The 540-nt window shown below is 42.6% G+C and carries 1 protein-coding gene; it reads right to left on the bottom strand.

The genetic code is table 11. The features are described from left to right. Nucleotides 1–3 precede the first annotated feature (3 nt). A partial coding sequence (locus ACT53H_RS19125) for an FAD-dependent oxidoreductase (protein WP_476009879.1) occupies nucleotides 4–540 on the bottom strand: 537 nt, incomplete at its 5' end.

The following is a 540-nucleotide window of genomic DNA, read 5'->3' as shown; positions in this document are numbered from 1 at the left end:
ATTTTATTGCCCAGAACGGATGATGTAATCAAACGCAGAGAGTGATGCTTTAGCACCTTCACCTGTAGCAATAATGATTTGCTTGTAAGGTACAGTCGTACAGTCACCTGCAGCAAATACACCTTTGACATTGGTTTCGTTGCGATCATTGACAATGATCTCACCACGGTTGGTTAACTCAACTTCACTGTCTTTTAAGAAGTCAGTATTTGGCAATAAACCAATCTGTACAAAGATCCCTGCTAGCTCGACTACATGCTCTTCATCAGTCGCACGGTCTTTATATTTAAGACCAGTCACTTGTGAGCCATCACCCAACACTTCTGTACTTAAGGCATTCATAATCACTGTTGTGTTTGGCAAGCTATGCAGTTTGTTTTGCAAAACTTGGTCAGCACGTAGTTTTGTATCGAACTCAACCAAAGTCACATGTTCAACAATTCCTGCAAGGTCAATTGCAGCTTCAACACCTGAGTTACCCCCACCAATCACCGCAACACGTTTGCCTTTGAACAATGGACCATCACAGTGTGGGCAGTA

This window comes from Acinetobacter sp. DMC2 (assembly GCF_056314305.1).
Note: the sequence above shows the minus strand (reverse complement) of the source record. Positions and strands in the feature narration are given on the sequence as shown.